General features: G+C 71.3%; 26 protein-coding genes and 1 other RNA gene. 8 read left to right on the top strand and 19 right to left on the bottom strand.

The window, feature by feature from the left end:
• Window positions 1–65: 65 nt before the first annotated feature.
• The 3 genes from A7B18_RS02090 to A7B18_RS02080 form a co-directional block, all read right to left on the bottom strand.
• Complete coding sequence (locus tag A7B18_RS02090) at window positions 66–785, bottom strand: SDR family oxidoreductase (protein WP_102125013.1); 720 nt, start codon at window positions 783–785, stop codon at window positions 66–68.
• A gap of 77 nt (window positions 786–862) precedes the next feature.
• Complete coding sequence (locus A7B18_RS02085) at window positions 863–1,099, bottom strand: hypothetical protein (protein WP_102125012.1); 237 nt, start codon at window positions 1,097–1,099, stop codon at window positions 863–865.
• A gap of 85 nt (window positions 1,100–1,184) precedes the next feature.
• Window positions 1,185–1,676 carry a hypothetical protein gene (locus A7B18_RS02080; protein WP_102125011.1) on the bottom strand — a complete coding sequence of 164 codons (492 nt, stop codon included), beginning with the start codon at window positions 1,674–1,676 and terminating at the stop codon, window positions 1,185–1,187.
• Between the two features lie 118 nt (window positions 1,677–1,794).
• On the opposite strand from A7B18_RS02080, the gene A7B18_RS02075 reads away from it, so the two are divergent.
• Both A7B18_RS02075 and A7B18_RS02070 read left to right on the top strand, forming a co-directional pair.
• Window positions 1,795–2,448, top strand: coding sequence for a MazG family protein (locus tag A7B18_RS02075; RefSeq protein WP_102125010.1), 654 nt, complete (start codon window positions 1,795–1,797; stop codon window positions 2,446–2,448).
• A complete protein-coding gene (locus A7B18_RS02070) occupies window positions 2,445–3,065 on the top strand; it encodes an NUDIX hydrolase (RefSeq protein WP_180969984.1) in 621 nt (206 codons plus the stop codon). Before A7B18_RS02075 ends, A7B18_RS02070 begins: the two co-directional genes overlap by 4 nt.
• A gap of 24 nt (window positions 3,066–3,089) precedes the next feature.
• Here the strand turns inward: A7B18_RS02070 and A7B18_RS02065 are convergent, their stop codons facing one another.
• The 7 genes from A7B18_RS02065 to mraZ all read right to left on the bottom strand — a co-directional run bounded on the left by A7B18_RS02065 (window position 3,090) and on the right by mraZ (window position 9,896).
• On the bottom strand, window positions 3,090–4,112 hold the full coding sequence (locus tag A7B18_RS02065) for a PEGA domain-containing protein (protein ID WP_102125009.1): 1,023 nt from the start codon (window positions 4,110–4,112) through the stop codon (window positions 3,090–3,092).
• Between the two features lie 261 nt (window positions 4,113–4,373).
• Window positions 4,374–5,546, bottom strand: a complete 1,173-nt coding sequence (locus A7B18_RS02060; RefSeq protein WP_102125008.1) for an ABC transporter permease — start codon at window positions 5,544–5,546, stop codon at window positions 4,374–4,376.
• A gap of 201 nt (window positions 5,547–5,747) precedes the next feature.
• Window positions 5,748–6,440, bottom strand: coding sequence for an RlpA-like double-psi beta-barrel domain-containing protein (locus A7B18_RS02055; RefSeq protein ID WP_102125007.1), 693 nt, complete (start codon window positions 6,438–6,440; stop codon window positions 5,748–5,750).
• 417 nt (window positions 6,441–6,857) lie between these two features.
• Window positions 6,858–8,213, bottom strand: a complete 1,356-nt coding sequence (locus A7B18_RS02050; RefSeq protein WP_102125006.1) for a peptidoglycan D,D-transpeptidase FtsI family protein — start codon at window positions 8,211–8,213, stop codon at window positions 6,858–6,860.
• Complete coding sequence (locus tag A7B18_RS02045) at window positions 8,204–8,560, bottom strand: hypothetical protein (RefSeq protein WP_102125005.1); 357 nt, start codon at window positions 8,558–8,560, stop codon at window positions 8,204–8,206. Before A7B18_RS02045 ends, A7B18_RS02050 begins: the two co-directional genes overlap by 10 nt.
• Window positions 8,557–9,462 carry a 16S rRNA (cytosine(1402)-N(4))-methyltransferase RsmH gene (rsmH, locus tag A7B18_RS02040; protein WP_102125004.1) on the bottom strand — a complete coding sequence of 302 codons (906 nt, stop codon included), beginning with the start codon at window positions 9,460–9,462 and terminating at the stop codon, window positions 8,557–8,559. The genes A7B18_RS02045 and rsmH overlap by 4 nt, the downstream gene beginning before the upstream one ends.
• Before the next feature lie 5 nt (window positions 9,463–9,467).
• Complete coding sequence (mraZ, locus tag A7B18_RS02035) at window positions 9,468–9,896, bottom strand: division/cell wall cluster transcriptional repressor MraZ (protein WP_102125003.1); 429 nt, start codon at window positions 9,894–9,896, stop codon at window positions 9,468–9,470.
• Between the two features lie 662 nt (window positions 9,897–10,558).
• Between mraZ and A7B18_RS02030 the strand changes: the two genes are divergently transcribed.
• On the top strand, window positions 10,559–11,155 hold the full coding sequence (locus A7B18_RS02030) for an SGNH/GDSL hydrolase family protein (RefSeq protein ID WP_245872716.1): 597 nt from the start codon (window positions 10,559–10,561) through the stop codon (window positions 11,153–11,155).
• A 71-nt stretch (window positions 11,156–11,226) separates the two neighbouring features.
• On the top strand, window positions 11,227–11,580 hold the full coding sequence (locus A7B18_RS02025; protein WP_102125001.1) for a DUF423 domain-containing protein: 354 nt from the start codon (window positions 11,227–11,229) through the stop codon (window positions 11,578–11,580).
• 91 nt (window positions 11,581–11,671) lie between these two features.
• Here A7B18_RS02025 and rnpB read toward each other — a convergent pair.
• From rnpB to A7B18_RS02005, 4 genes are all read right to left on the bottom strand, one after another.
• Window positions 11,672–12,107: RNase P RNA component class A (gene rnpB / locus A7B18_RS02020), an RNA gene on the bottom strand.
• A gap of 109 nt (window positions 12,108–12,216) precedes the next feature.
• Window positions 12,217–12,999 carry a pseudouridine synthase gene (locus tag A7B18_RS02015; protein ID WP_102125000.1) on the bottom strand — a complete coding sequence of 261 codons (783 nt, stop codon included), beginning with the start codon at window positions 12,997–12,999 and terminating at the stop codon, window positions 12,217–12,219.
• Complete coding sequence (locus tag A7B18_RS02010) at window positions 12,996–13,367, bottom strand: hypothetical protein (RefSeq protein WP_102124999.1); 372 nt, start codon at window positions 13,365–13,367, stop codon at window positions 12,996–12,998. The genes A7B18_RS02015 and A7B18_RS02010 overlap by 4 nt, the downstream gene beginning before the upstream one ends.
• A 5-nt stretch (window positions 13,368–13,372) precedes the next feature.
• Complete coding sequence (locus tag A7B18_RS02005) at window positions 13,373–14,620, bottom strand: MFS transporter (protein ID WP_180969982.1); 1,248 nt, start codon at window positions 14,618–14,620, stop codon at window positions 13,373–13,375.
• Between the two features lie 97 nt (window positions 14,621–14,717).
• Here A7B18_RS02005 and truB point away from each other — a divergent pair, with 97 nt between their 5' ends.
• Window positions 14,718–15,650, top strand: a complete 933-nt coding sequence (gene truB / locus A7B18_RS02000) for a tRNA pseudouridine(55) synthase TruB (RefSeq protein WP_102124997.1) — start codon at window positions 14,718–14,720, stop codon at window positions 15,648–15,650.
• Window positions 15,651–15,669: 19 nt separating this feature from the next.
• Window positions 15,670–16,542 carry an alpha/beta fold hydrolase gene (locus tag A7B18_RS01995; RefSeq protein WP_102124996.1) on the top strand — a complete coding sequence of 291 codons (873 nt, stop codon included), beginning with the start codon at window positions 15,670–15,672 and terminating at the stop codon, window positions 16,540–16,542.
• 6 nt (window positions 16,543–16,548) lie between these two features.
• Here A7B18_RS01995 and gatA read toward each other — a convergent pair whose 3' ends face one another.
• From gatA to A7B18_RS01975, 4 genes are all read right to left on the bottom strand, one after another.
• On the bottom strand, window positions 16,549–18,030 hold the full coding sequence (gene gatA / locus A7B18_RS01990; protein ID WP_102124995.1) for an Asp-tRNA(Asn)/Glu-tRNA(Gln) amidotransferase subunit GatA: 1,482 nt from the start codon (window positions 18,028–18,030) through the stop codon (window positions 16,549–16,551).
• A gap of 69 nt (window positions 18,031–18,099) precedes the next feature.
• A complete protein-coding gene (locus tag A7B18_RS01985; RefSeq protein ID WP_102124994.1) occupies window positions 18,100–18,870 on the bottom strand; it encodes a DUF4388 domain-containing protein in 771 nt (256 codons plus the stop codon).
• A 102-nt stretch (window positions 18,871–18,972) separates the two neighbouring features.
• Window positions 18,973–19,506 (bottom strand): SMC-Scp complex subunit ScpB, encoded by a 534-nt coding sequence (scpB, locus tag A7B18_RS01980; RefSeq protein ID WP_102124993.1) that lies wholly within the window; start codon window positions 19,504–19,506, stop codon window positions 18,973–18,975.
• A complete protein-coding gene (locus A7B18_RS01975; protein ID WP_102124992.1) occupies window positions 19,503–20,114 on the bottom strand; it encodes an L-threonylcarbamoyladenylate synthase in 612 nt (203 codons plus the stop codon). Before A7B18_RS01975 ends, scpB begins: the two co-directional genes overlap by 4 nt.
• Window positions 20,115–20,186: 72 nt before the next feature.
• Between A7B18_RS01975 and pilC the strand changes: the two genes are divergently transcribed.
• Entirely contained in the window at window positions 20,187–21,407 is a 1,221-nt protein-coding gene (pilC, locus tag A7B18_RS01970) for a type IV pilus assembly protein PilC (protein ID WP_102124991.1), read from the top strand.
• A 246-nt stretch (window positions 21,408–21,653) separates the two neighbouring features.
• Here pilC and A7B18_RS21800 read toward each other — a convergent pair whose 3' ends face one another.
• Window positions 21,654–21,815, bottom strand: a complete 162-nt coding sequence (locus A7B18_RS21800; RefSeq protein WP_180969981.1) for a hypothetical protein — start codon at window positions 21,813–21,815, stop codon at window positions 21,654–21,656.
• A gap of 49 nt (window positions 21,816–21,864) precedes the next feature.
• Between A7B18_RS21800 and A7B18_RS23060 the strand changes: the two genes are divergently transcribed.
• Window positions 21,865–22,137: a helix-turn-helix domain-containing protein gene (locus A7B18_RS23060; RefSeq protein WP_102124990.1), complete on the top strand. Its 273-nt coding sequence runs from the start codon at window positions 21,865–21,867 to the stop codon at window positions 22,135–22,137.
• Window positions 22,138–22,254 lie beyond the last annotated feature (117 nt).

Below are 22,254 nucleotides of genomic sequence, written 5' to 3'. Positions count from 1 at the left end.
GGTCGAGTCGGAGGGGCCGCCCGATCTCCTCGCGCGGCCCCTTCCCTTTGCCCGTCTTCAACCCGTCACTTCTGCGGCGGCCTGCTCGGGCGCACCTCGACGCGGCTGGGCAGGGTGCGCGCGGGCATCTCCAGCAGGTCGAGGGTGAGCTGGGCGATGTCCTCGGGCTGGATCTTCCAGGCGTCCGCCTCGCTCGGCGTGTGCCCGGCGAAATGGGTGGCGACGCTGCCCGGCATGATCTGCGTGACCTTGATGTCGTGCCCGCGCAGGTCGAGGGTCAGGACCTCCGAGAGGCCGTTGAGCCCGAACTTGCTCGCGTTGTACGCGCCGCCGCCCGCGAAAGGGTTCCTCCCCGCCAGGCTAGAGAGCGTGAAGATGTAGCCACCTCGCCGCTTGAGAGCCGGAATCGCCGCCTTGACGGTGTAGAAGGCGCCGCTGAGGTTGGTGTCGATCACGTCCTGCCACTGCTCGATGCTGAGATCGGCGACGTTGGCGAAGTGGCCGACCCCCGCGTTCACGAAGAGCACGTCGAGCCCGCCGAAGGCCTCGACGTGGGCGTCCACCTCACGCTGGAGGGCCTGGGGGTCGCGCACGTCACAGACGACGCCCCGCGCGCCCTTCCCGATCCCCCGCGCGGCGGCCTCCACCTCGTCTGCCTTGCGGCTCGTCAGGGTGACCCCGTACCCCGCTTCCGCCAGGGCCCGCGCCACCGCGAGCCCGATGCCCTTGCTCGCCCCGGTCACGAAGGCGCTTTTCGCGGCGGCACCCGAATCGTTCTGCGTCATCCGCGAACGCTAACACGCCCGGACACGGCCAAGGGGGCAGGTGAAGGGGCCCTCAACCCCCGCGCCTGCCCCCGTCGTCAGGAGCCGAGGAAGGTCTGCGCCTCCGGGTCGCCCGAGTGGCGCCGCACCGAGTCGAGCGCCACCGCCAGCACGGAGATCACCAGCGCCAGCCCGAAGGTGACGAGGGCCAGCTCCATCCCACCGCCGAGCACGAAGGCGATCACGCCCAGCAGCAGGGCCAGAGGCACGATCCAGTACAAGCGTTTTCGTACGCTCACGAAGGCGCAGTACCGAAGGTGAGCCGCCCTGTTCATCTCTGTTCCCCGCACATCATCTCTTAATGATAGCGGGGTTTTGTGAGAAATTCGTCATCCGGTTCGGCCTATCGGCGGGGTCCTGCTACGGGAGCCGTTTGACGAGCTCGCCGTAGACGTAGTTCGCGGCCTCGGCCTGGTACTGCCAGAGGACCAGCAGGCCGAAGGAGTCGTTGAGGCTGACGCGCTCGCCGCCCGGCAGGTCGAAGTCGAGGCGGGCGCTGAGCTTGGCCCAGGGCACCAGGGCGCCCGGCGCGACGAGGACGGGCGTGACCCGGACGGCCCCCGGCGTGGCGGGGTCGGCGGCGACGGTGGCCCCCGGGTAACGGCGTTTGATCGCGCCCCCCGTGTCGCGCCGCATCGCCCCCAGGATTCCGGCGCGCTGCTCGGGGTTGAGCACATTGGGGTTGCCCTCGATGCGCGGGTCGAGAATCACGTAGGTCGCGGTGCTGAGCCTCGCGGCATTCCAGGCGGGGCCGGGCTGGGCGGGCGCGGTCCCGGCGAGGGCGGCGCTCAGCCCCGTCAGGGCGGTGAGGGCGAGGGTGGTCCGGGCTTGGCGGCGGGCGGGCGAGGTCATGACGAACAGTGCAGCACACTATGGCTGACGCACCATGAAGGGGTCGTGAGCGGGATCGCCTCCCACCCGTCCCATCGGCGTCACCGTCCTGCCGCGGTGCCGGGCCTTAGCATGGCTCATGCAAGACCTGCTGCACACGCTGCGACGACTGCGGGCCCCGGACGGCTGCCCGTGGGACCGCGAACAGACCCACGCGTCCCTGCGCCCCTACCTGCTGGAAGAGGCCGCCGAGGCGGTGGACGCCGTCTCCGAGGGCGGCGAGGCGCTCGCCGGGGAACTCGGGGACGTGCTCCTCCAGGTGGCCTTCCACTCCGTCATCGCCGAGGAGGCGGGCACCTTCGAGTACGCGGATGTCGAGCGCCTGATCGTCGAAAAGCTCGTGCGGCGCCATCCGCACGTCTTCGGGGAGGTGCAGGTCTCGGGGGCCGACGAGGTGGTCACGAACTGGCAGGCGATCAAGGCCGCCGAGCGCGGCGGCAGGCCCCGCAGCGCCGCCGAGCGGGTGCCCGCCGCGCTAGGAGCGCTCGCCCGCGAGACGCAGGCCCAGAAACTCGCCGGGCGCGCGAAGGGAGGCCGCGAGGGGGTCGAGGCCGCCTTGCAGGGGGCGCCCGACTCCAGCGAGGGCGTCGCGGACGTGCTCGCGGCGGTCGTCGCCTGGGCGCGGGGGCTGGGCGTGGACGCCGAGGTGGCCCTGCGTGAGCGGACGCACGGGATCCTCACGGCGCTGCCCGACCCCGAGGCGCCCGCGCAGACCGTGCAGGCGGTGCAGTGACGCTCCCCGGCGAGGCGCCCGACCTGCTCGACGCCGCGCAGGCCGACCCGTGGGCCGTGTGGGTGGGGGGCCGCACCCGCATCCCGCTCGACCTGCCCGAGTACCGCCGCGCCGCCGTGCTCGTGGCGCTCACCCGCGAGCCCGACCCGCGCGTGCTGCTCACCGTGCGCTCGGCGGAGTTGCCGACCCACCGGGGGCAGATCAGCTTTCCGGGCGGCAGCCTGGAGCCGGGCGAGACGCCGGTACGGGGCGCCCTGCGCGAGGCGCAGGAGGAGGTGGGCCTCGACCCCGCCGCGGTCACAGTCCTCGGCGAACTCGACGATGTGTTCACCCCCATCGGCTTTCACGTCACGCCCGTGCTCGCCCGCGTTCCCGCCGCTCCAAGCCTCACCCTCTCCGCCGAGGTCGCGCAGATCATCACCCCCACCCTGGGTGAGCTGCGCGCCCTGCCCCTGGGTACCGAGTGGCGCACCCTCCCGGGCGGCGAGCGCGTGCCCCTCTACCGCTACCCGTGGCGCGGGCACGACATCTGGGGCATGACGGCCCGCGTGCTGCATGACCTCCTCACCCACGGGCCGACGGGGACGGAACGGCAAGAACCCCCACCGCGGGGGTGAGGGTCCAGGCGACTCGGTTGGAGTTCAGCGGGCGGGGGTGATGGTGATCTGGGCGTCGCGGTTGACGTTGTAGTTGCCGATGAAGGTGCGGAAGCCCGGGGCGATCAGGACGACCTCGCGGCCACCGCGGGGCACGGTCACGCTCAGGACGCCGCCGCGGATGGTGCCGACCTCCTGGCCGTCCACGAAGACCCGGGCGCCCTCGACGCGGCTGCGGATCGAGAGGGTGAACTGGTTGCTCACCACGGGGGCGGGCGTGACGGCCTGGGCGAACTCGACGTTCAGGTTGGTGGTGCTGCCCGCACGGACCGAGATGGTCGTGGTGTAGTCGCGGAAGCCGGGGGCCTGCACGCGCACGGGGTAGGTGCCGGGGCGGATGTTCGTGTAGGTGACGTTCGCGCCGCCGAGCCGCTGCCCGTTGAGGATCACGGTCGCACCCGCGACGTTCGTGCCCACGAAGAGGCTGCCGGTCTGCACGGGGTTCTGGGCGACCACGGTGAAGAAGGCGGTGTCGCTGACCCAACTGTTCTGGGGAATGGGGTTGACCACGATGCTCAGCGCCTGGGCGAGCTGCTGCTGGCCGCGCGCCGTGACGGTGGCGAACTGGTCTTGCTGGGTCTTGAAGGAGCTGATCTGGTCGAGGTTCAGCGGCGTCAGGCTGGCGAGCGCGAGGACCTTGTTCAGGCCGACGTCCTCACCGACGGTGAAGGTGAAGTTGGCGCCGGGGGCCGGGAAGACGGTCGCGGTGTTCGCCTTGACGAAGTTGCCCTCGCTCAGGCGGTTGGGGAGGATCTGGGTGACTTCCCCGTTCGCGTCCACGTTGAAGAGGTACACGTAGGCGTCGCGGTTGACGGTCGTGCTGATGCGGATGTTCTCGCCGACCCGGTAGGTGGGGTTGCTGTTCCCGCTGGCGTCGCGGTCCACCTGCACGCTCACCGCGAGGTCGGGCTGCGTGGGGTTCACGATGATGCTCTGGGCGCTGATTCGGGGAGCCGCGGCGGCGGTGCCGAGCAGCATCGCGGCGGGGATCATCAGAAGCTTTTTCATGGGTACCTCCGACAAGAAGCCTACGGGGAGCAACTTGACGGGCCATGAGCGGGCCGGGGCCGAACGTTAATAGGGATTCAGCCCACCGTCAGGAAGGTGACCCCCGTCTGACACGGCTTTTTTCACACTCCGGCCCTGTTTCCGGACAGCCGAAGTTAAAGGCCGGGATTAGACTCCCCGCCAAGAGCGCAGAAGGCGAAAGGCAAAAAGCGGAAGGTCCAGCCGGGGCGCCTTTGGCCATCTGCCTTCCGCCTTCGGCCCTCACCGGATGATCCGCGCCGGTTCCACGTTTGCCGCCCGCCGCGCCGGGATCAGGGCGGCGAGCAGGGTGGTCCCCAGGCCGACCGCGTTCACCCACAGCAGGTCGGTGAGCCGCACCTCGACGGGCAGCGCCGTGATGAAATAGAGGTCCCCCGGAAGCTGAAAGGGCCGCACGGTGAAATACGCGCTGATGGCGAGCCCCAGCAGATTGCCCAGCAGCAGGCCGCCCAGCCCGAGCGCCGCCCCCTCCAGCAGGAAGGTGCGGGTGATCACCCCGCGCGTGGCGCCAATCGCGCGCAGGATGGCGATCTCCTGCGTCTTCTCGAACACCGCGAGGGTGAGCACGTTGGCGATCCCGAAAGCCGCCACGATCACGATCAGGAACACCACAAAGCCGATCACCCGCTTCTGGAGGGCGAGCTGGTCGAGCAGCGTGCCGTAGAGGCTCTGCCAGGGAATCGGGGTGTAGGCCCGGGTGCGGGTCAGCTCGCTCCCCACCGCCGGGGCGAGGTCCGGGTCGTGCAGCCGGAGCTGGTAGCCCGTCACGTTGCGGGTGCCTTGCAGGCGCTGGAGGGTCCCCAGGCTGGTGAAGGCGTACCCGGAGTCGATCAGGTAGTTCCCGGTCGTGAAGACGCCCTTCACGCGCAGCGTCGCGCGGCGCTGGGTGCTGTTCAGCAGCCGCACCTCGTCCCCGGTGAAGGCCCCCACGCTGCGGGCGAGGGCCGAGCCGAGGAGCACCTCGCCGCCCTCCAGGCCGCGCAACAGGGCACCCTCTTCCGGGTTGAGTTGCAGCACCCGCGCCGCGTCGGGCGTCACGCCGAAGAGGGTGGTGAAGTCCACGCCCGCGCCCCGGCCCGCGCTCGCCGGGCGGGTGAGCAAACCCTTGTCGCCGAGAAAGGGCACGAAGGCCTGCACCCGGGGGTCGGCGCGCATCTCGGCCTCCAGCGCCGGGTCGCGCGGGGTGGGCACGAAGGCCGTGACACTGAGGTGGGGGCTCGCCCGCAGGGTCGCGTCCACCAGGGCCCGGGTGAAGCCGTTCGTCAGACTGAGTGCGGCGATGAGCACCATCACGCCGACGGCGATCCCCAGCACCGTGAGGACGTTCTGGGTGCGCCGCCGGGCGAGGTGCGCGCGGGCGAGGGTCCAGGCGAGGTCGGGAGGAGTGCGGGCCACGTTCCGGGGAGGATAACAGAGGGGCCCGGAGCGCCCGGGGGACGCGGCACCGGGTTGGAGGGCGTTTTGCAAAAAATTTCAAGGCGGCAAGGACCCTCACCTTTGCCGCTCACTGTCCTCAAGCGCTCCAGTCTCCAAAAAGGAGCCGTGGGCCGAGCCCCCTGGGCCGCCCACGCTCCTGTTCTCGAACTGTTTCCGCGCTCAGCGCACGGCGGTGATGCGCACCTGGCGGGCGCCGAAGCGGATCGCCTGGCTGCGGCTCGCCATCCAGATGTCGATGCTGTTCGTCTTGCGGGCGGCCATCGTGTCCTCCACGCTGAAGACCTGACCGCGCAACAGGCTGCCCGTCCTCCCGCTGAGGTCTTCCACGGTGACCTTGCTGCCGTAGGGAAACACGCGCAGCAGGTCGCGGCTGAGGGCCACCACGCCGCTGCGCACCCGGGTCCCCGTTGCGGTGATGAAGGGCGTGCTGTCCGTCTGGCCGGGAGTGCTGTTGTACGCCGTGGCCCGCGCGATCACGCTGCGGCCCGTGCGCCTCGTGTTCTGGGCGATCCTGGCTTCGGCGGCCTGAATAGCGCGGGCGCGGGCCTGCGCCGCTTGGGCCGCCTGTTGCGCGGCCTGGGTCCGGGCCCGGCTGATCTCGGCCTCCCGAACCTGGGCGGGCGTGGGCTGCGGGCGCGTCGCCTGTGGGCGGGCGCTCTGCACCGGGGCGGGAACCGCCACCCGCGCGGTTGGGGCCTGCACCCTGGGCTGGGCCACGGGAGCGGCAGGCGCGAGGGCGTCACGCACCGCCGCCTCGGCGAAAGAGGCGGCAGGAAGGGCGGGGGCGGCACTCGCGGCGCCGAACACGCTGAGCAGGACGACGGGCATCCAGCGCTTGAACTGTGAAGGCATGAAACTCCTGCGAACGCCCGTCCCGGCACGTCCGGTCATAGTCGATTGAGTTGAATCCCGGCCCCTCGGGCCGCGTCTCGTTCGCCCAAGATTAAGAGGGGTTTCTAAGCACTTTGTGTGTGGAGTTGATCAATCTTCTCACAAAGCGTGCCCCTCTCAAGGAAGATCGACATCGGGAACATAAGTTCCGGCGATCTGGGCGGCGTCGCATAGATGAGCCGAGTTCTAATGTCCTCACTCATTCTCTCATTCAACAAGACGCTGTAGAGGAAGAATTGACCCATCCCTCGCCCTGTTGGAGCCGCCAGAAGCGGAGGAGAGGTCCTTTCATAACCTCTCTTGCCTTAGGTGAATCAGCCTGACCATGTTCCCATGGCAGAAACAGAGGCCAAGCATGAGATGTCGCTCACGCCGCTCTCAATTCTGATCCTCGGGCTTTTTCGGGGTGGGGCGAGGGGCGGCGGCCCAGCGCGAGAGGACCTCGGAGGCGACCTCGCGGTAGATGGGCGCGGCGAGCTGGGAGCCGTGGTAGTCGAGGCGGGCGCCGTGGACCATGACGGCGACGGTGACGCGGGGGGCGTCGGCGGGGAGGAACCCGGCGAACACGCTGTCGTAGATGTCGGCGGCGTACCCCTTGGCGCCCTCCGAGACCTGGGCGGTGCCCGTCTTGCCCGCGAGCGCGTAGCCCTTGAGGCCCGCCTGGTGGGGAATGCCCTCCTCGATGACGGACTGGAGCATGGCGCGGGTGGTGCGGGCGGTCCCGGGGCGCAGGACCTCGCGGCGCTCGCCTGCGGGCTCGCCCTCGACCAGCCGGGGCGAGACGTACAGGCCGTCGTTGGCGACCGCGTTGTAGGCGGCGGCGAGTTGCAGGGTGGTGCCGCTCATGCCCTGCCCGAAGGCGTTCGTGGCGCGCACGAGGTCGTCCCACTTGCGCAGGGGCTGGAGCCTGCCCGTGCTCGTCATGACGGTGGGAATGCTCACGTCCGTCCCGAAGCCGTAGCGGCCCAGGTAGGCGCGCATCTTCCCCGCGGGAAAACGCTCGACGATGTGGCTCATGCCCACGTTGCTGCTGTAGCGCAGCACCTGCCGGGTCGTCAGCTCCCCCGGGTGATCCACGGCGTCGCGGATCGTGCTGCCCCAGCGGCCCCCCACGAAGCGGTGCATGGGCGTCTCGTACTTCGTGTTCGGGGTGGTCAGGCCCTCGTTCAGGGCGGCGGCCACGATCAGCCCCTTGATCGTTGAGCCCGGCTCGTACACGTCGAGAAAGGGGCGGTTGCGGCGGTCGTCCCCGCTGTACTCGCGCCAGCGGTTGGGGTCGAAGGAGGGGTAGCTCGCGGCGGCGAGCACCCGGCCCGTGCGGGTTTCGAGCACGACCACCGAGCCGTACTCGGCCTGGTGCTTGGGAATGGCGGTCGCCAGCGCCGTCTCGGCGGCGGCCTGAATGCCGGGGTCGAGGGTGAGCCGCAAGTCCTCGCCCGCCGCCAGACGGCGGTTGTAGGCGTACTCCAGCCCCTCGAGCCCTTCGGTGGTGCCCAGCATCCCGACGACCTGCCCGGCGAGCTTGCCCTGGGGGTACACGCGCTTGCCGTTCACGCTGCGGGCGAGGACGGAGCCGTCGGAGGCGGTGATCGTGCCGCGCGACTGCACGGCGGTCTTTTTCACCCCCTGCGGAACACCCCATTCGAGCTGCGCGTAGGCCCACACGAGGGTCAGGAACATCACCAGCGCGATGAGCTGCATCAGGCGGGAGCGGGAGCGGATCTTTACCTCCATGCGGTCGTCACCTCCACGGTCGTCCGGGCAGACAGGGGCCGGGGGGCGGGCACCCCGGTCAGTTCGGCGGTCGTCTTGGGCGCCTCGGCGAAGCGGCGCATCCCGTTGGCAAAAGCCCAGTCGCGCACGCGCTGGGGAGTACTCAGGGCCTGCACCCGCAGTTCGAGTTCGTCGCGCTCGGTGGTCAGGGCCGCCTCGCGTTCCTGGGCGGCGCGCAGGTCCGGGCGCACATCCTGGGTGAAGTAGCGCGCGGCGACCAGGGCGAGCGCGAGCAGCAGGTAGATCGCCACGTAACGGATCGCGCGCGCCCGCCACGTCGCGGCGCTGAGGTCGAGCCGGGCGGTCACGCGGCCACCTCCCCCGGGGCCCGCTTCTCGGCCCCGCGGAGCTTGGCGCTGCGGGAGCGGGAGTTGCGGGCCTGCTCTTCCCCGGAGGCCTCCACGGGCCGCTTCGTCAGCGGGACCAGGGTGGAACTGCCCCGTAGGAAGCGTTTCACGATGCGGTCCTCGAGCGAGTGGAAGGAGATCACGGCGAGCCGCCCACCCGGCGTGAGGAGGGCCTCCGCCGCCGACAGCCCGCCCCGCAGGGCGCCCAGCTCGTCGTTGACGTGAATCCGCAGCGCCTGGAAGGTCCGCCGCGCGGGGTGGATGCCCTTCGAGTAGCCCGGGTAGGCCCGCTTGACGATCTCCGCGAGGCGCACGGTGGTCTCGATGGGACTCTCCCCGCGCGCCTGCACGATGGCGCGGGCGATGCGGCGCGAGTGACGCTCCTCGCCGTACTCGTAGATGATCGCGGCGAGGTCCTCTTCCGGGGACGTGTTCACCACGTCGGCGGCGCTCTCGCCCGCCTGGCTCATCCGCATGTCGAGGGGGGCCTCGGTGTGATACGAAAATCCCCGCCCCACGTCGTCGAGCTGGAAGCTGCTCACGCCGATGTCGAGGAGCACGCCGTCCACCCGCGTCACGCCGAGGGGGGCGAGGAGGTCCTGCATGTCGCGGTAGTTGCCCTCCACGAGGGTGAGGCCGGGGAGGTTCTCGGCGCGGGCGCGGCCCAGCGCGTAGGGGTCCTGGTCGATGCCGATGACGCGCGCGCCCGCCTCCAGCAGCAGGCGGGTGTGCCCGGCGCCGCCGAGGGTGCCGTCCACGATCACCCGGCCCGGGGCGGGAGCGAGGGCTTCGACGACTTCGGCGGCGAGGACGGGGGTGTGGGAGAGGGAGCCTGGGGTGGGGACGCCTGGGGCAATATTCATGTTGGTCACGCCACGAAGTTGGCGAGAAGGTCGGGTTGGGGCGGGTCACTCTGGACGGCCTGGATGGCGGCCTCCCAGCGGGCCGGGTTCCACAGTTCCAGGCGTCCGGGGGCGCCCGCCACGATCACGTCGCTCTCCAGCGCGGCAAAGGCGCGCAGCGTCTGCGGCACCGACACGCGGCTTTGGTTGTCGAGCCGCGCCTTGTTCGCGCCGGAGTAGAAAAAGCGCACGAACGCCCGCGACGCCGCGTCCGTGAGCGGAAGACCCTCGAGCTGCTCCTCGACCCGCCGCCAGCTCGCCAGCGGAAAGACGTAGAGACAGCCCTCCATGCCGCGCGTGAGCACCATCCCGTCCTCGACGAACTCCCGAAAGGGCGGCGGCATGACCACGCGCCCCTTGTCGTCGATGGTGTAGGGGTACTCTCCAAACGGCAAAGTCTCCTCGGTTCCCACCCGCGACCCACCGGCCCGCGCCGGAAACTTCACAGGTGTGACAGCCCATTCCCGCGCTGTGGACGCAATTTCTGGGCTGTGCGCGGAGTGTAACAGCCTCACCCACGAATTACCACCAATTCCCACAATTCCCCCGCACTTTCCAGCCACGCCTCCCCCCCGTCCCACTTCCGCGCCGGAAGCGGGCGACCAGCCCACGTGAACTGGCTCACCCCCGGAAGTCCCTGTTCGGGCGGACCGACACATGGCGCTTTCGTCTAGACAGCCCAACTCTACCGAAGAGCTTAGGAAAGCGTCCTGTCAGAGGCGCTCTTCTGCTCTGCCTCCGAGCACCGTGGAGGCACGCGGCAAAGGTGGGAATGCGGTCAGTTGCGCAAAACATTGCATCTCAAGGGGGGGCGGGTTAATGTCCACGCGTTGAGTCGTTCAACGTGATTCGGTCCTCGACCGCCGGGGCAGCGTCCCGGTGGGAGGTTCATTCACCCCACAGGAGCGTTCCCATGCCGATTTCGTTTGGGCGCCGGTCTTCTCGGGCCGCCGCCGGTTCAGCCTTGTTGGCCCTCAGTCTGTTTCTCAGCGGGTGCGGGGGGCCGGGGGCAGCCGTCACCGCTCCCCCGACCCCCTCTGCGGGCGCCGTGCACCTCATGCCGCTGGGCGACTCTATCACCGACGGGTACAACATCCCGGGCGGGTACCGCATTGAGCTGTTCGAGAAGCTCTCGGCGCAGGTGCCCGGGCTCGATTTCGTGGGCTCGCTCAGCAACGGCCCCGCGGAGCTGGCAGACCCGCACCACGAGGGCCGCAGCGGCTGGCGCATCGACGAGCTCGCGGCACAGGTAGACGGCTGGCTCGACAGGCACCAGCCCAGCACGGTGCTGCTGATGGCCGGCACGAACGACATGATCCAGGGGTACGACGTGGGAGGCGCCCCGGCCCGGCTGGGCGCCCTGCTCGACGAGATCACGGCCCGCCGCCCGGACGCCCGGATTCTGGTCGCGTCCATCCCGCCCATGCGCGACGCCACCCACAACGCCCGGGGCCAGCAGTTCAACGCGGCCCTGCCCGGCGTCGTGCAAAGCCGGGCCGATCAGGGCAAGAAGGTCACCTTCGTGGACGCGGGGGCGGCGCTCACGCCCGCCGACCTCGCCGACGGGGTTCACCCCAACGCGGGCGGGTACAGCAAACTCGCCGCCGTCTGGGAACGGGCCCTCCTGAACACCCCGGGCGCCCTGACCCCCTGAACCCGGACCCGGGCCAAGCGCGGGGGGCGGTGGGGACAAACTCCCACCCGCCCCCCGCGTAGCCTCGGCCCATGCGAAGCCTCAACCCCACCGCCGCGGGCGCGCTCCTCGCGGCCATCGGCGTGGCCCTCGGGGCGTTCGGCGCCCACGCCCTGCGCGAGCGGCTCGGCCCCGGCGCCCTCGCCAATTTCGAGACGGGCGTGCGTTACCAGATGTACGCGGCCCTGGCCCTCATCGCCCTCGGGCTCCAGTCCGGGCAGCGGCGTGCGCCGGGCCTTCTGCTCGCGGGCGCCGTGATCTTCAGCGGCACCCTGTACGTCCTCTCGCTGACCGGGCTGCGCTGGCTGGGCGCGGTCACGCCCGTGGGGGGCGCGCTCCTGATCGCGGGCTTCGTGGTGGCCGCCCTCGACGCCCGGAGGAGGTAGCGAGCGGGCGGGGTGAGCCAGGCCCGCCTTCCTTCCTCGCTTCCCCAGCCTGAACCCGCCGCCCCACGGGAAGGGGGGCGGCGGGCTCTGTGGGTACGGGGGGGCGGTAAGCCGGGTTCTGTCTCCCGCCCGGGGGCGGGGCACGGTCATCTCTCTGGGACGCACGTCGCCGCGCGCCTCGAGCGACCATCCTGGCGGTCACGGGGACGGGCCGTCCCTACCGCGCTGTCGGGTCTTGCACCAGATGGGGTTTACCAGCGCTCCCGGTCTCCCGGGCGCCTGGTGCGCTCTTACCGCACCGTTTCACCCTCACCACCCCCGCCCGCGCCCGGGCCCTGCGCTCTGCACGCTGGAGGTGGCGGTCTCGTTTCTGTGGCACTGTCCTTCGGCTTCGCCGCCTCCCGCGTGACGTGGCGCTTCAAGCGGGCGCTCTGACTCGCCGACCAGCCGTTAGCTGGCATCCTGCCCTGCGGTGCCCGGACTTTCCTCACCCCTGTCTCCAGAGGCGCGACCGTGGACCCCCCCGCACGGAGAGTGTAGCAGGGCGAGAGGAAAGTGGTCCGTGGGGAGCGGAGCCCGGGCTCAGGCTTCGAGCCTTCGCCCCAGTTTCCCACGGACCCCGCACCCTTCCCCGAGTCACCCCCACCGCTCCAGCGTCTCCCGCTCGGCGCGCTCCCACAGACGCCGGGGCACCTCGGCGGGGTGGAGGAGGTCGTGCAGATCGCGCTCCGAGAGCGGGCGGTACTCGCCGGGGCCGAGGTCGCCGAGCCACAGGCCGCCCACCCGCAGGCGCAGCAGCCGGGCGACGGGGTGCCCGAGGGCCTCCAGCATCCGGCGCACCTGGCGGTTGCGGCCCTCGCCGAGGGTGACGAGGGCGCCCCCCGGGGCAGGCCGGGCCGCGAGGGCGCGGGCGGGGCCGTCCTCCAGCTCGATGCCGTCCACGAGGAGCCGCAGCTCGGCCTCGCCCGGGTCCCTCTCCCCCGCCGTCCAGGCGCGGTAGACCTTCTCGTGGCCGTAGCGGGGGTGGGTGAGGGTCAGGGTCAGGTCGCCGTCGGTGGTGAGCAGCAGCAGGCCCTCCGAGTCCTTGTCGAGGCGCCCGACCGGGTGGAGGCCGGGGACCGGGGGCATGGCGGAGAGGACCGTGCGGCGCCCGTACTCGTCGCTGGCGGTCGTGACGTACCCGGCGGGCTTGTGGAGCAGGAAGGTGACCTTTTCCGGGGCGGCGGTCTCGATGAGGTGGCCGTCCACCCGCACCTCGTCGGCGGGGGTGACAGTGCGCCCGAGCGTGGCGAGGTCGCCGTTCACGGTGACGCGGCCCGCCGTGATGAGGTCCTCGGCGGCGCGGCGGGAGGCGATCCCGGCCCGCGCGAGGCGTTTTTGGAGGCGCTCGGCTCCGCCCGCCCGGTGCGGGCCCGTCACAGGCGGCTCCGGCGGGGGGGCACGGCGAGGAGGGCCACCACCGCGAGCAGGGCCAGGGCGAGCGCCAGGGCGAGCATCGCGGTGCGCAGGGGAGCGGGCAGGGTGTCCTGGAGCCGCAGGGCGGGCGGCACGAGGGCGGCGACGGTGAGGAGGTTCCCGGCGGCGAGGGGGAAGACCGAACCCTCGTCGGCCCGGACGCCCGCCACGAGCAGGTAGGCCCCCCACGCGGCGAGCACGCCGCCCGCCACCCGCGCGAGCCACAGCGGCGAGACCCCCAGCAGGGTGGCCGCCGTGGGGGGAAGGAAATACAGGAACAGCCCGACTGGCAAGAACACCAGCGCCGTCAACCAGAACGCGGCCCGCAACACGCCCGTCAGTGTACGCGGGGCGGGCGCCCCAGGCTCAGCCCGTCGCCGGGTTCGCCCGCTTCCGCGCCCCGCCGCCTCAGCCACGGCAGCGCCGCCAGGGCCCCGAGCACGCACCCCAGCCCCGACAGGGCGATCACCCACTCGGCCCGCCACCCGATCAGGAGCAGCCCGCCGAGCGCCGTTCCCAGGGGCGCCGCCGGGCCGAGCAGCATCGCCCGCACGCCGAAGAGGCGGCCATGCTCCCCGGACGGCACGCTGCGCTGGAGCAGGGTCGTTTCGAGCGCGGTGTAAGGCCCCCAGATCAGCCCGCCCGCGAACATGACGGCGAGCGCGGGGCCCACCCCCGGCGTCAGCGCCAGCCCCACCACGGCCACCCCCCACAGCGCCATGATGCCCGCCAGGGTGAGGCCGACCGGGAAGGCGCGGCTGAGAAGACCGACGAGCAGCGTCCCGAAGAGGCTCCCCACCCCCAGCGCCGACCACAGCGCCCCGTACCCCTGCGGCCCGGTGCCCAGGTCCTCCCGGGCGAAGACGGGGAGGGCGGCCTCCAGCGGCCCATACACGAAGTAGAAGAGCGTGGTGAGCCCCAGGGTCGCCAGCACGGTGGGCGTCCAGCGCTGAGCGCGGGCCGCTCCCCACCGGTCTTCCGTCCGTCCGCCCCGGGGCAGGCGCGGCATCCCCCGCAAGGCCCACGCCATGAACACGAAGGTGAGCGCGTCCACGAGGAGAGCCCGCGGCGCCCCCCACGCGGCCACGAGCAGCCCCGCGAGCGCCGGGCCGAACACGGTGGGCACCTGGGTCGTCAGGCTGTACGCGGCGTTGCCCTGCTCCAGCTCGTCGTCGGGGAGGAGGGCGGGCACGAAGAGCCGCGCGCCGATCTGCGTCGCGGGGGCGAGGGCGCCCATCAGGGCCGCGACCACGAAGACCATCCACATCTCCAGAACGCCCAGCGCGTCGAGAAGTGGGATCAGGGCGATGAGCCCCGCGCGGGCGAGGTTGTCCAGCCCCATCAGGGGCGCGGGCTGGGCACGGTCGAGGGCCCGGCCCCACAGCGGCCCCGTGACGACGGCGGGCAGCGCGAAGCACAGCAACAAGACGCCCACCGACGCTCCCCCGTCCGTGCGCTCCAGCACGAACCACGTCAGGGCCAGCCAGCTCAGCGTGTCCCCCAGCCCCGAGACGAGCGCCCCCAGCCACAGCCGCGCGAAGGCGGGCCGGGTCCGCAGGACTTCGATGAGGGGAACGCGGGGCATAGGCGGCCAGTATGCCGGGCGGGACTCCGCGGGATCGGAGCGGCGGCACCCCCGAACCCTGAGAGGCACTGGCCCTGCCCCTGCTACCCTGCCTCCCATGCCGGTGATCGCCGTGGACAAACCCCTGCGCCTGACCTCGCACGACGTGGTGAACCGGGCGCGGCGGGCGAGGGGCACCCGGCGGGTGGGCCACACGGGCACCCTCGACCCGCTGGCGACCGGCGTGCTCGTCTTGTGCGTGGACGACTCCACCAAAGTCGTGCAGTTCATGGAAGCCGACTCCAAGGATTACCTCGCCTGGATCAGCCTGGGGGCCGGGACGCCCACCCTCGACGCGGAGGGGCCGCTCGGGGAGGTGGTGGAGGTCGCGCCACCCACCGAGGCGGAGGTCACGAGCGTGCTGGCGGGCTTCCTGGGCCCGCAGACGCAGGTGCCGCCCCAATACAGCGCCGTACAGGTCGGAGGAAAACGGGCCTACGCGGTCGCGCGCTCGGGGGGCGAACTCGACCTGCCCGCCCGCAACGTCGTCATCCACTCGCTGGAACTGCTGGGGGTGTACCCCAGCGTGGAGGACTCACCCCACACCTTCTCCCGTGGTGAGGCGGGCTGGACACCGGACCCGGAGGGCCGCACCTTCACCCTGCCGCCGCCCCTGGGCCACTTTCCCACCCTGCTCGTGCGCGCCCGAGTGGGGAGCGGAACGTACCTCCGCTCGCTCGCCCGGGACCTGGGAGCGGCGCTCGGCGTTCCAGCCCATCTGGCAGGTCTGGTCCGCACACGGGTGGGCCGCTATGACCTCGCGGACGCGGTGAGCGTCGAAAATTTGGCCGAAGCGGAGGGGATTTCCGATCTCGCCGCGCTCGACTTCCCGCGCATCGAGGCGGACGAGCGGCTGGCGCGCGAGCTGCGGCAGGGCAAGCGGCCCACGCACGAGGCGGTGGGGCGGCACGTCGTCACCCTGGACGGTACCCTCGTCGCGGTCGTGGACGGGGACGGGGAGGCGCTGCGGGTGGTGCGGGCGTGGGCCTAGCTCCCCTTACACTGGGGGCATGGACGAACCTCGGCGGCTCGACGTGGGCGACACCCGGCTGCACGCCGTCTTGCGGGGACCCGCCGACCTCCCTCCCCTGATCATGCTGCACGGCGGGCCGGGGCTCGATCACACCGAATTCGCGGACTACCTCGACCCCCTGACGGACACCGTGCGGCTGGTGCTGCTCGACGAGCGGGCGCAGGGCCGCAGCGACCGGGACGCGCCCGCCGAGACCTGGACCCTGGAGCAGATGGCCGCCGACGTGGGTAGCGTCGCCCGCGCGCTGGGAGCTCCCCGCTACGCCGTGTTCGGGCACTCGTACGGGGCCTTCGTGGCGCTGCAACACGCGGTGGAGCACCCCGGCGCCGCGGCAGCCACGGTCGTCTGCTGCGGGGTGGGGTCCGCCCGCTGGTTGGAGGACATCCCGCAGCGGCTCCAGAGCTTCGAGCCGCCCGACCTCAGAGAGCAGGTGCAGACCTCCTGGGCGAACGAGGCGAACGTGCGGACGGAGGCCGACCTCGCCCGCCTGATGCACGAGCAGATGCCCTGGCACTTCACCGACCCGCGCGACTCCCGCATCGCGGCCTACGAGGCACGGGTGGAGGCCGCCGGACCCCGCTACGCCCCGGACGTGCTGCGTCAGTTCAGCGTGGCCGGGTACGGCGGGATCGAGGTGGAGGACCGCCTGGACCGGGTGACCCAGCCGCTGCTCGTCCTCGCCGGGCGGCACGACCGCACCTGTCCGCCGGAGGCGAGTGAGCTGATGGCGGCCCGCATTCCCCAGAGCCAACTTCACATCTTCGAGGAAAGCGGCCACATGCCCTTCGTGGAGGAACCGGAGGCGTTTCTGGACGTGGTGCGGGTCTTCCTGCGCCGCAATCTGGGCTGAACGGGTCTACCCGCCCACCGGGTCGGACGTGCGCGCGTACCCCGGCGCCACCTCGGCCCGCACCGCCCCGACGCCCTCCAGCCCGCCCGCCAGCGTGACGAGCAACTCGTCCTTGAGGGCGGGCGCGATGAACTGGATGCCGACGGGCAGCCGCACCCCGTCCACCGTCTCGAACCCGGCGGGCACGCTCAGGGCCGGGAGTCCCGCGAGGTTGACCGCCACCGTGTCCACGTCGGCGGCGTACATGGCGAGGGGGTCGCTCGTCCTCTCGCCGCGGCGGAAGGCGGGGAAGGGGCTCGTCGGAGTCACGAGCAGGTCGACGTCCGCCAGCACCCGGCTGAAGTCCTGGGCGATCAACCGGCGGACCTTCATCGCCTTGGAGTAGTAGGCGTCGTAGTAGCCGCTGGAGAGCGCATACGTCCCGAGCAGGATGCGGCGCTTGACCTCGCGCCCGAAGCCCCGCTCGCGCGCCCGGGTCATGCTCGTCACCACGTCGGGGGCCGGGGCGCGCTCGCCGTACACCATGCCGTCGTAGCGGGCGAGGTTGGAGCTGGCCTCGGGGGTGGCGATCAGGTAGTAGGCGGCGATGGCGTGCCGCACGGTGGGGACGCTCACCTCGGAGACGGTCGCTCCCGCATCCCGCAGGGCGGCCAGGGTCTCCTCCAGCACCGCCTCCACCCCCGGCGTGTTGCCCCCCAGGCTCTCGCGGATCACGCCGACTTTCAAACCTCGCAACTCGTCCGGGGTGCCCGCGCGGAAGGCGGGGGGCGCGTCGAGGCTGGTCGCGTCGCGCGGGTCGTGCCCGGCGATCACGTTCATCATCAGGGCGAGGTCCTCCGCCGTGCGCGCGAAGGGGCCGATCTGGTCGAGGCTGCTGGCGAAGGCGACGAGGCCGTAGCGGCTGACCCGCCCGTAGGTGGGCTTGAGGCCGTACACCCCCGTGAAGGCGGCGGGCTGGCGCACGCTGCCCCCGGTGTCGCTGCCGAGGCTGACGGGCGTGACGTTCGCGGCGACGGCCACGGCGCTCCCCCCGCTGCTGCCGCCGGGCACCCGCTCCGGGTCCCAGGGGTTGAGGGCGGGCCCGGCGGCGCTGCTCTCGTTGCTCGACCCCATCGCGAACTCGTCCATATTCGCCTTGCCGACGGTAACGGCCCCGGCATTGCTCAGGCGCTCCACCACGGTCGCGTCGTAGGGGGAGACGTAGTTCGCCAGGATGCGGCTGCCGCAGGTCGTGCGGGTGCCCGTCACGTTGAGGTTGTCCTTCACGACGACCGGGACGCCTGCCAGGGGCAGCGTCTCCCCCGCCTCCAGCCGGGCCTGGACCCGGGCGGCCTGCTCGTCCGCGCGCCCGTTCAGGCTGATCAGGGCGTTGAGGTCGCGGGCGGCCTCGGCGCGGGCGCGGGCGGCTTCGAGGAGGGCCTGCGGGGTCGTTTCGCGCGCCTGCACGGCGCGGGCGAGCTCGGCGGCGGTGGGGAGGGCGTCCGGCATAGGACCCAGTGTAGCCGCGGGCCCCCCGGCGGGCGGACCGCGCAGGGCAGAGAACTCCGTGAAGAGCGCTCAGCCCCCCGGCGCGGGCCGGACGAGCACGCTCTCTCCCGCGCGCAGCCCGGCCCGCAGCAGAACCTCGGGCGGCACGAGCAGGTGCGTGCTGAGGTTCGGCCCCGGGCGCACGGGCAGGGTGACGACCCCGCCGCTCGGGGCCCGGATGGCGACGTGGGCGACGTGCCGCGCGAGGTCCTCGCGCCAGCGCTCCCAGATCAGGCCGTCCACGACGGCGACGCCCGTCACCTCCCGCGTCACGGAGACGGTGAGGCGGGCGACCCGCACCTCCCGGCGGGCGAGGAGCCCGAGGCGCACGAGCCCCGCGAGCAGGCGCCGCGCCTCCGGGCTCCCCGCGAGTTCCGAGAGGGGCCGGCCCGCCTCGACCTGCCCGAGGAGGTCTTGCTCCTGAAGGGTCCAGCGCAGCCGCGCGAGGCGCTCCGGGGCCGTCACGCGCGCCGGGCCGGGAAAGGGCAGCTCGGGAACGGGCAGGGCGGCGAGCGCCTCCAGGGCCACCTCGTCCACGCTCGCGTCGAGGCCGGGGCCGGGGTGCCTGAGGCCCTCGTCGAAGTGGAACCGGCCCCTCGGCTCGCGCAGCACCCGCACGAGCGCGGCGGCGCCCCGGTCCGGCCCGCAGCCCAGGTGCCGCACGCGCCCGCCCTCCAGCCACGCCTGGAAGGCCCCGTCGTGACGCTCCACCCGCAACGCGCCCGTGCGGCCCTGCCCGGCGAGCAGCGAGAGCAGTTCCAGAAAGTCGAAGGTTTCGAGGCTGGCCGAGGATTGGGTCATGGGGAGAGGCGGGCTGGACCGGAGTCCCTGCCGCTGATCCCCCGTTCTCTCACGAACGCCGCGAACGCACAAGCGGCCCGGTAGGGGGGGGAGGGCCTGGGCCTACCCGCGCAGGAGGTGCGAGAAGTCCGCGCCGTCGAGCGGCGGGAGGTCGTGCAGGCTGCCCAGGCCGAATTCGAGCAGGAACTTCTCGGTCGTGCCGTAGAGCAGCGGCCCCCCGACGGCGGGGCTGCGGCCCACGACCTTCACGAGTTCGCGCTCCTGAAGGGTGAGGACCGTGCCCGCGCTGCCGCCGCGCATCGCCTCGATCTCGGCCCGCGTGACCGGCTGGCGGTAGGCGATCACGGCGAGCACCTCCAGCGCGGCGGGGCTGAGGGGCGGCAGCGCGGGCGGCGCGAGGATGGGCGCGAGGCGCGCGGCCAGCCCCGGCGGCACGACCAGCCGGTAGCCCCCCGCGACCGCCTCCACCACGAAGCCCAGCCCCGCCCCCTCCACCGCCTCCCCGAAGGCCCGCACGGCGCGGTCGGCGGCCTCCTCGGGCAGATCGAGCAGGTCGGCGACCTCGCGCCGGGTGACGGGCCGACCCGCGGCGAGGAGCGCGGCGCCGATCAGGGCGTGGGTCCCGGGCGGCGTCACGTCCCCACCCCGCGGGCCTCCAGCCGCTCCCGGATCAGGGAGGCGGGCACGGCCCCCTCGCGCAGCACCTCGACCCCCTGCCCAACCGCCCCCACCCGGACGACGGTGCTCGCCGTGCCCGACGCCGGGACGCCCCCGTCCGGCAGCAGAAGGTCCGCGAGAGCATACGCCCGCGCCTGCGAGAGGGTCCGCGCGGCCTCTGCCCCGCTGGGGTTGAGGCTGGTGGTGGCGAGGGCACCCCCGCACTCCCGCAGCAGGGCGAGCGCGACCGGGTGGTCGGGCACCCGCACGCCGACCCAGCCTCCCGGCGCGACACCCGGCGGGCAGCCCGGAGCGGCGGGCAGCACGAGCGTGACGGGACCCGGCCACAGCCCCGCCAGGGCGTCGAAGGCGGCGCCGCCGAGGGTCAGGGGGCGCGCCGTCTCCGCGTCCGCACACGAGACCTGCACGGGCTTGTCGGGGTCACGTCCCTTGAGGGCGTACAGGCGCTCCACGGCGTCCAGGCGCACGGCGAGGCCCCAGACGGTCTCGGTGGGGTAGCCCACCACGCCGCCCGCGGCGATGACCCGCGCGGCCCGTGCGACCTCGTGTGTCCAGTCCTCCCTCACGCTCCGGCACCCTTTCCCGCGGCGCCCGCGCTGTAAGGCGGACGCAAGACGGCCCTGACTATACTCGCGCCCATGCCGGTCTACGAATACCGCGTCCGGGACCGTTCCGGGAAGGTCCTGAAGTCCCAGATGGAGGCCGAGACCCAGGCACAGGTGCGCGACGCCCTGCGCGCGAAAAACCTCCTGATCGTCGAGATCAAGGCCCCCAAGACCGGCCTGAACGCCGACGTCAAGATTCCCGGCCTGGGCGACCGCCCGCCCAACCTCAAGCAGGTGGCGGTCTTTTCCAAGCAGCTCGCCACCCTGATCAACGCGGGCGTGCCGCTCGTGCAGTCGCTCGCCATCTTGCAACGTCAGATCGAGAGCAAGGCCCTCCAGGGCGTCATCAAGGCGCTGCGCGCCGACGTGGAGAGCGGCACGCCCCTGAGTGAGGCGCTGCTCAAGCACCCCAAGGTCTTTAACCGCTTGTACATCAACCTCGTCAAGGCGGGCGAGACGAGCGGGACGCTCGACAGCATCCTGGAGCGCATCGCCGCCTTTCAGGAGAAAGAACTCGCCCTGCGCGGCAAGCTCAAAAGCGCGCTGACCTACCCGGTGGTCGTGCTCGTCTTCGCCATCGGGATCACGTACTTCCTGCTCACGACCATCGTGCCGCAGTTCGCGGGCATCCTCGCGCAGCTCAACGCGCCGCTCCCCTTGATCACGAAGGTGCTGATGGCGGTCTCGGACTTCCTGAAGAATTCCGGGCTCCTCATCTTCGTCTTCATCGCCGTCTTCGTCTTTGCCTACCGCTGGTTTTACAAGACGCCGAAGGGGCGCGTGGTCGTGGACCGTCTCAAGCTGCGCCTGCCCGTCTTCGGCGGCCTGCTGCAAAAGAGCGCGATCAGTTCTTTCGCGCGCACCTTCGGGCTCCTCATCAGCTCCGGCGTGAATATCATCGAGAGCCTGGAGATCACCAAGGGCACCGCGAACAACGCCATCGTGGAGGACACCATCGAGAACGCCAAAAACGTGGTGATGGTGGGTGACCCGATGAGCGCGAGCCTGGCGACGAGCAAGGTCTTTCCCCCGATGGTCGTCAGCATGGTCTCCATCGGCGAGGAGACGGGCTCGCTCGACGACATGCTCGCCAAGGTGGGCGACTTCTACGACCGCGAGGTGGACGAGGCGGTCGACAGCCTCACCGCCGCCATCGAGCCGCTGATGATCGTCTTCCTGGGCGGCATCGTCGGCACCATCGTGGCAGGCATGTTCCTCCCGATGTTCAGCATCATCGGCCAGCTCAGCAAATAAATTGTCAAGACGAGCTGAACACGTCGTTTTCCAGATGAATAGGTCGGCAGCTGGACTTTGTGTGTCAGCCACCGGCCTACTCATCTTCTACACGCTTAGGGAGCCAGCTAGATCAACAGGGGACGGTGTAACGACATGTTGGATGCTAAATAGCTTTGGGGGCAAAGCTTGCACTGCCAGCTCCACGGCAGAGGAGATACTTGCCGTTTTTGAAGCGAAAACGCCGCTGGCCTCCGTGTGGCGATGTCAGGCGTTCCAGCGCTCGAACAGACCGGTCCAACTCAAGAGGTACTTGTCGGTCAACTCGAACTTCTTCCCTTCGAGAACGCGCTGCTTCACGCGCCTGGCGGCCTCGACCTTCCAACCGGGTTCGAGCGTGATCTGATGTGCCTGCGCGAAAGCGAGCACTTGGGGCACTAGTGGACGACCACAGGGGATATTAGAGCTAAAGTGGGACATGGGGCAGCGGAAACGGTTTGAAGTTCGGCTCAATGAAGAGCAGCGTCAGGAGCTTGAACACTTGGTCAGGCAAGGGACAGGGCGGGCACGGGTGATGACCCGTGCCCGCATCCTGTTACACGCCGATCAAGCACAACACGATCATGAAGTGGCAGCGGCGTTACATGTTCACAGCGCAACGGTAGCGAACATCCGACGTAAATTTGTCGAACATGGTTTAGCAGGACTTTGTCAGTCAGGGGCGGCGCTCAGCCGCCCCTGGCCGTGGTGACCGATCCTGGCAGGCGTGCCCGTCCCCCACAACTGGCAGCGGTCGTTTTCCGACTTCCTGTCTCCTTGTCTGAAAATCTTCGACCATCCCAAGCAGCGCACCTGCCTCCCCAGATAC

It is taken from the genome of Deinococcus planocerae (genome assembly GCF_002869765.1).
Lineage (GTDB): Bacteria > Deinococcota > Deinococci > Deinococcales > Deinococcaceae > Deinococcus > Deinococcus planocerae.
The sequence above is the reverse complement of the archived record's forward strand: the minus strand, read 5'-3'. Positions and strand labels throughout refer to the sequence as shown.